The following is a 5,804-nucleotide window of genomic DNA, read 5'->3' as shown; positions in this document are numbered from 1 at the left end:
TTTTCACAAATTTAGGTTTGAAGTCTTCATACATTCCAAGCATGTCATAGCATACAAGCACCTGCCCATCGCAATAAGGGCCTGCACCAATGCCAATTATTGGTGCTTTCACACTTTCTTGAACCTGTTTTGCAACCATTGCAGGAACCTTTTCAAGCACAATTGCAAAAACACCCACCTCTTCAAGCTTTTTTGCATCTTCTATTAACTTTTTTGCTTCTTCTTCCTCTTTTGCACGAAGTTCATACCCACCAAATACATTTACAGACTGAGGAGTAAGTCCCAGGTGTCCCATAACAGGAATCTGAGCTTTAATCACAGCTTCTATCTTGTCAATAACGTCATCGCACCCTTCCATCTTAACTGCATATGCACCTGCTCTAATTAATCTTCCAGCGTTTTTTACAGCTTCCTCAGGTGTTGTATGATAGGACAAAAATGGCATATCTGCAACAACCATTGCGTACTTTGTTCCTCTTGCAACAGCCCTTACATGGTGTTCCACATCCTCCATAGTAACTGGAATTGTCGAATCATATCCAAGTATTACCATACCAAGTGAGTCGCCAACAAGCAAGATGTCTACCATACAACTGTCAAATAGTTTTGCAAAAGTGTAGTCATAAGCTGTGAGCATGGTGATTTTTTCGCCCTTTTGTTTTTTTTCGAATAGTGTCTTTGTTGTAACCTTGTTCATAGCTCAAATCCCACCTTTCGATTTAATAAAATCTTGCAATTTCTCGCAAGTATCAAATTGACCTCTTTCTCTTATGAGTTCCAACGTCAGTTTCAACAGTTCCAAAAATGTACTCTTTTGGCTATCTGGAAGTACCATATAATGTTTTTCCAAAGTTGAGATATCTCCTCTTGAAGCAGGGCCAGTTAAAGAATTCAATCTATCTTTTAAAAAGTTTTCTAATGAGGCCTTTGCAAGAGGACCTATCATTGAGAATATAATGTCGTCAGATAGTTTTAGATCTTTATAAATGCTGTATGAAAAATTTAAAAGTCCAATTAAATAGTTCGAAGCAATCGTTGCGGCAAGATGATATTTTACTTTATCTTCTTTTTTAAGCTCTATATATTTATTCCCCATTTTTTGAAGTATTATCTTACCAACTTCTTTCCCTTTTTCATCACCTTCCAAAGAAAACATTGCATTGCTTAACTTTTGAACATCTTCTATCTGACCCCTTAATGTCTGCACCGGGTGCAGAGAAAATTTTCCTCTGCAAGACACTTTTATTGCACTCGACAACAGTGCCCCAGAAAGATGAGCAAAAACTTTGTTTTTAGAAAGTTCTTGAGGAAGATTTTTAGAAACTTCTTCAATAGCAGAGTCAGATATGCTAAGAAAAATTACATCACATGATTCAATCAATTCTTCTACAGTTTGAAAAACTTTTGTATTTGTCAAATTGGCAGCTTCTTTTGCTTTTTCATATGTGCGATTGTAAAATCCTGTAACCTCAATGCCCTTGCTCATAAGATAAAAACACATAGAAACTCCTGCTCTTGATGCTCCATAAAAACCGATTTTCATAAAAATTACCTCCTAAAAAATTAAAAAAGGCAGAACAGAGTCTGCCTTTCTTTGCAAAATGTTATTAAAACGTAGAACAAAGCCCTTTAGCAGTCCCTGTTCTTTTAAAAATCAGGGCAGCTTTCTATTTAATTTTTTAAACAGAAGATAACCTAAATGGATATAGTATGGCTCGACATTCTTGTCGATGCCACCTTATATTAATTATACCACAATATCCGAAAAAAAATAGTGTTAGTTTTTTTGTTTAGAGGGTAAGAATAACTATGAAAAAATATTTAAAAAAGAGGTGTAATTGTTCGATGAAAAATCAAAAGATAATCGACATGTTAAATGAACAGCTGAACAAAGAATTGTTTTCTGCTTATTTTTACACAGCCATGGAAGCTTATTTTTCTTCTCAGAATTTAGATGGTTTTGCTCACTTTTTCATGGTTCAAACAAAAGAGGAATTAGACCATGCAAGACTGATTTTTAACTATATTAACAAAATTGGTGGAAGGGTTATTCTAAAGGAATTAAAACAGCCAAAAATAGATTACACATCACCTACAGAAGTATTTGAACTGGCACTTGCTCACGAACAGTTCATAACATCTTCTATTCATGAAATAGCAAAAACTGCTCTTGAAGAAAAGGATCTCACAACTCACAGCTTCTTGCAATGGTTTATAAATGAACAGGCAGAAGAAGAGGAGACAATGGACAAGATCTTGAGAAAACTAAAATTTATCAAAGAAGACCCAAGCGGACTTTTGTTTTTGGACAAAGAGCTTTCAACAAGAGTTTACGCACCACCTTCGATAATGCAAGCAGAGTAATAAATTAGTATTTGAATTTGTATTATTTTCTGCTATACTATTTGAGTAGAAAAATAATAACCTACACGAAGGTGACCTGTGATGCTTTACACATATATCTGCAATAGCTGTGAAGAAGTCTTTGAAGTTAAAGCATCTATATCAGAGATTTCAAATGGTCTTAAAGTAAGCTGTCCAAAATGTGCATCAGAGGATGTAAGAAGAGATTACTCTCGAATAAACTTTGGAACATCAGCAGGAAATGGTTCAAAAGGTGAGAGTTGTAGTACCTGTTCAGGTAATAGAGGCTGTTGCGGGAGTTAAAATTCAAAAAAGGTTATTGACAAAGTTGAGAGAGCTTTTTATAATATATATTGCAACGTGAGTGAGGTGCCGAGATGGTGGAATTGGCAGACACGCTACTTTGAGGGGGTAGTGGGCGTCAAGCCCGTGCGAGTTCGAGTCTCGCTCTCGGCACCAATTAAAAAAGCAAATAAGGCCCTGGGAAAAAGGGCTTTATTTTTTATGCAAAAATAAAAATGATAAAAATTGCGCGCCCATAGCTCAATTGGATAGAGCATCAGACTACGGATCTGAGGGTTGGGGGTTCGAGTCCTCCTGGGCGCGCCAGTTATTTTCAAGGGTTTTGAGAGAGAGGAAAATTTGCAAATACCATTTATTATAGACTCTGTCGTCAGTTGTCGCATATTCAAAAACTGTACAATTATGGTCAAAGCAAGTAACAACACAATCCTCATCGAAAATTTTACATTTATTTTGAAAGTTTGAGCTACAATTCTGTTGCTCTTTCTTACTTTTACTATGTAGAAGCAAATTTTCTTTATTTACTTTTCTACAGAATTAAGAAAAAAATCTCATCTTTTAGAGTCACTCCATTCTATAAAATGAAAGGCGGTATTCACTACAGCTGAAAACAAAAGCATTAGCGGATGTTTGGCTACATTGAATAATCTTCTCAAGATAGGGGAAGTGGAATAGAATTTTCTGCGAAGCCAATCATGACCTGCCTGAAGCTCTTCAGGTGTCATACGTGCTGGTTGATATGTTACATGTTCTCCATCATACAGTTCCCAATTATATGTAAGTATTCGCCCAGCCTGTTCCATTTCTTTGAAAAATTCTGTTCCAGGATATGGTGTGAGAATTTTAAAACTGACAAGATCCACTCCTATGTCCCTCAACATTTCAAATGTTTGAGGAAAAATAGAGGTATCTTCGTTATCAAATCCTGTTACCATTCCTGCTTCTACCAGAATCCCATGTTTATGAAAAGTAGAGATAACCCCTCGGTAACGTGCAACCTGATTTTGATATTTATTAGCTTCTTGAAGACTTGACTGAGATACAGACTCTATCCCAACAAACACCCCTTTGCACCCACTTTGTTGGGCAAGGCCAAGAAGCTCAGAATCATAAGCCATATTAATACTTGCCTATGCAATCCACCATTTTTTCAAGGGAATCATTGCTCGGAAGAGTTCTTGGGCGTACTCAGGATTACCGACTACATTGTCATCAGTGAAAAATATAATTTAGTTGGTGCATTCTTAATATCGGCAATTACTTCTTCTATAGGTTTGTGTCTCACCCCTCGGCCGTACATGTAACGTACCATACAGAAATTGCAAGCAAATGGACAGCCTCGTGATGTTTCCACAGCAGTTATTAGAAGGTACCTTTTGCCTTTAAGTAAATCTAAGCGAGGTGGAGGAAGATGCTCAAGAGAAGGTTTTGCTGGTGCTTGGTACACTCTCTTGAGTTGACCACGTCTGGCATCTTCAATTATCTGTCCAAAGATTTCTTCACATTCGCCTATGGCTACAGCATCTACATGCTGAAGAGTTTCTTTGGACATTAAGGTAGCATGAGACCTACCATGATAACAGGTATGCCTCGTCGTCAGAATTCAGTAGCAATCTCATAAGCTCTTGGTGCATGAGGTGTCTCTCCGGTAAGTCCTACAAGATCTACTGGTTCATCATAGGAAATATCCTCTATTTGGTCATCCACAATCTTGACTTCTATATTAGGTGGACACAATGCAGCCAGTCGAGGTAAGGTAAGAGCAAAGTTGAGAGTGGAAAAGTTAAGTATCCCTTTTTTCATCTGGCGCAACGCACGTCCTGCAGGAGCAATAAGAAGTAATCGCATTTTTCTTCATTTCCTTAAAATCTGGATATGAGTTAATAACCTTTAATCTTCTTTTTGGTTCTAAAAAGTTCAATTTTATTTTATCACAAATTTAAAAATGGGGTATTCAAAACTTGTCTGATTTAAATGTTGATTGAAAGGTCAAAATTATAAAGAATATTAGGAAATTTTACAACATTGCTAAAGATACTAATATGCAGCTAAACAAACAACGAACTTGTAATTTTGTTTCATTACTTAATAGATTACTCTGCGAAATGTTGAAAAAGTAAATAGCTTTTTCGTAAGTAATTCACAATAACTGACAATAAAAAGAAGAAATGCAGCTTTGAGACAAGTTTTCATAATAACAAAAAATGATAAAACTACATCATCAAGCTAAAGTTATGAAAATAAATGGTGGGGATAATAGGACTCGAACCTATGACCTCTTGCATGTGAAGCAAGCGCTCTAACCAACTGAGCTATATCCCCACCACTTAAGGTAACTATATTCCTTTTTTATTTTATTATACCACATGTCTTATAAGATGCAACACCAAGTGAAGATGAGGATAGTGTCAAGAATTTATAGGAAAATTTTTTATATAATGTATTTTCTTGAGGAATATAGAAAAAATGGAGTACATATTCTTAAAAAATGTAGTTACAATATATTACAGCTCTACAATATACGCTATGAAATGGAATCACAAAAATCTTGACAGGTCTCCTGCAAGCTTAAAAATTCTTTCACTTCTAAAAGTTTACTTTTCTACAGTACCTTGCTCTGGTTTTGTTACACACAGCTTGTCCTGTTGGTTCAAAATACTTTTCAAATGTACTCAAATCACTATTCATTTTAGTTGTGGTTCCTCGCTTTATTCTGCTGTGAAATAGTACTTGCATTTCTGCCTAATTTTCTTGCTATTTCTCTTATGCCCAGACTAACCTCTATCAGTTTTTCTATCGCTCCTCTTTCGAATCTACTTGTGTGTTTAAATTTCCTTCTCCTTTTGGTATTATTATCAATAGGGCATAATTTCAAATCTCCTGTTTATGTGTTTGGAATTTTCAACTAATATCATACGCAGTTTGAAGCTATGGCTTCAATATTTTTTTCACCTGTTGCATTTAATTTTACAACAAACAAATGGTTAGAGGAAAGAATAAAAGAAACTTTTTTTAAGAAATAAAAAAACAAAATTATTACTCTATATCACCATTCTAATTTTCTTTTTTCAGCCTCTTCATCTTCCCGTCTGGCTTCAAGCTCATAACTCTCCGCAATTCTTTTTAATATAGATGCC

General features: G+C 35.6%; 8 protein-coding genes and 3 tRNA genes. 4 read left to right on the top strand and 7 right to left on the bottom strand.

From position 1 onward, the window contains the following. Together panB and H964_RS02315 are read right to left on the bottom strand one after the other, a co-directional pair. The coding region (gene panB, locus H964_RS02320; RefSeq protein ID WP_039764333.1) for a 3-methyl-2-oxobutanoate hydroxymethyltransferase at window positions 1-697 on the bottom strand (697 nt) is incomplete at its 3' end. Between the two features lie 3 nt (window positions 698-700). Then, window positions 701-1,543 carry a Rossmann-like and DUF2520 domain-containing protein gene (locus tag H964_RS02315; protein ID WP_039764332.1) on the bottom strand — a complete coding sequence of 281 codons (843 nt, stop codon included), beginning with the start codon at window positions 1,541-1,543 and terminating at the stop codon, window positions 701-703. 302 nt (window positions 1,544-1,845) lie between these two features. On the opposite strand from H964_RS02315, the gene H964_RS02310 reads away from it, so the two are divergent. The 4 genes from H964_RS02310 to H964_RS02295 all read left to right on the top strand — a co-directional run bounded on the left by H964_RS02310 (window position 1,846) and on the right by H964_RS02295 (window position 2,973). Continuing rightward, entirely contained in the window at window positions 1,846-2,364 is a 519-nt protein-coding gene (locus tag H964_RS02310; RefSeq protein WP_011918198.1) for a ferritin, read from the top strand. Window positions 2,365-2,445: 81 nt separating this feature from the next. Then, on the top strand, window positions 2,446-2,667 hold the full coding sequence (locus H964_RS02305) for an FmdB family zinc ribbon protein (protein WP_011918199.1): 222 nt from the start codon (window positions 2,446-2,448) through the stop codon (window positions 2,665-2,667). 68 nt (window positions 2,668-2,735) lie between these two features. After that, window positions 2,736-2,823: transfer RNA gene (locus tag H964_RS02300), tRNA-Leu, on the top strand. 73 nt (window positions 2,824-2,896) lie between these two features. Further along, window positions 2,897-2,973, top strand: a tRNA-Arg gene (locus H964_RS02295). Window positions 2,974-3,218: 245 nt separating this feature from the next. Here the strand turns inward: H964_RS02295 and H964_RS11910 are convergent. From H964_RS11910 to H964_RS02280, 5 genes are all read right to left on the bottom strand, one after another. Beyond that, entirely contained in the window at window positions 3,219-3,785 is a 567-nt protein-coding gene (locus H964_RS11910; RefSeq protein WP_051109289.1) for a B12-binding domain-containing radical SAM protein, read from the bottom strand. Window positions 3,786-3,868: 83 nt separating this feature from the next. Then, window positions 3,869-4,219, bottom strand: a complete 351-nt coding sequence (locus H964_RS11905; RefSeq protein ID WP_051109288.1) for a B12-binding domain-containing radical SAM protein — start codon at window positions 4,217-4,219, stop codon at window positions 3,869-3,871. A 44-nt stretch (window positions 4,220-4,263) separates the two neighbouring features. After that, complete coding sequence (locus H964_RS11900; protein WP_237738169.1) at window positions 4,264-4,515, bottom strand: hypothetical protein; 252 nt, start codon at window positions 4,513-4,515, stop codon at window positions 4,264-4,266. Window positions 4,516-4,912: 397 nt separating this feature from the next. Continuing rightward, window positions 4,913-4,989 (bottom strand) — tRNA-Val (locus tag H964_RS02285). Between the two features lie 367 nt (window positions 4,990-5,356). Further along, the gene (locus tag H964_RS02280; protein WP_039764331.1) at window positions 5,357-5,542 is read right to left on the bottom strand and encodes a helix-turn-helix domain-containing protein; all 186 of its coding nucleotides are present in this window, start codon (window positions 5,540-5,542) and stop codon (window positions 5,357-5,359) included. Window positions 5,543-5,804 lie beyond the last annotated feature (262 nt).

Origin of the sequence: Caldicellulosiruptor sp. F32 (genome assembly GCF_000404025.1) — a bacterium.
GTDB lineage: Bacteria > Bacillota > Thermoanaerobacteria > Caldicellulosiruptorales > Caldicellulosiruptoraceae > Caldicellulosiruptor > Caldicellulosiruptor saccharolyticus.
The sequence above is the reverse complement of the archived record's forward strand: the minus strand, read 5'-3'. Positions and strand labels throughout refer to the sequence as shown.

Coding starts and splice junctions, on each gene's coding strand:
- H964_RS02315 (WP_039764332.1), bottom strand. CDS start 1,543: ATGAAAATCGGTTTTTATGGAGCATCAAGAGCAGGAGTTTCTATGTGT.
- H964_RS02310 (WP_011918198.1), top strand. CDS start 1,846: ATGAAAAATCAAAAGATAATCGACATGTTAAATGAACAGCTGAACAAA.
- H964_RS02305 (WP_011918199.1), top strand. CDS start 2,446: ATGCTTTACACATATATCTGCAATAGCTGTGAAGAAGTCTTTGAAGTT.
- H964_RS11910 (WP_051109289.1), bottom strand. CDS start 3,785: ATGGCTTATGATTCTGAGCTTCTTGGCCTTGCCCAACAAAGTGGGTGC.
- H964_RS11905 (WP_051109288.1), bottom strand. CDS start 4,219: ATGTCCAAAGAAACTCTTCAGCATGTAGATGCTGTAGCCATAGGCGAA.
- H964_RS11900 (WP_237738169.1), bottom strand. CDS start 4,515: ATGCGATTACTTCTTATTGCTCCTGCAGGACGTGCGTTGCGCCAGATG.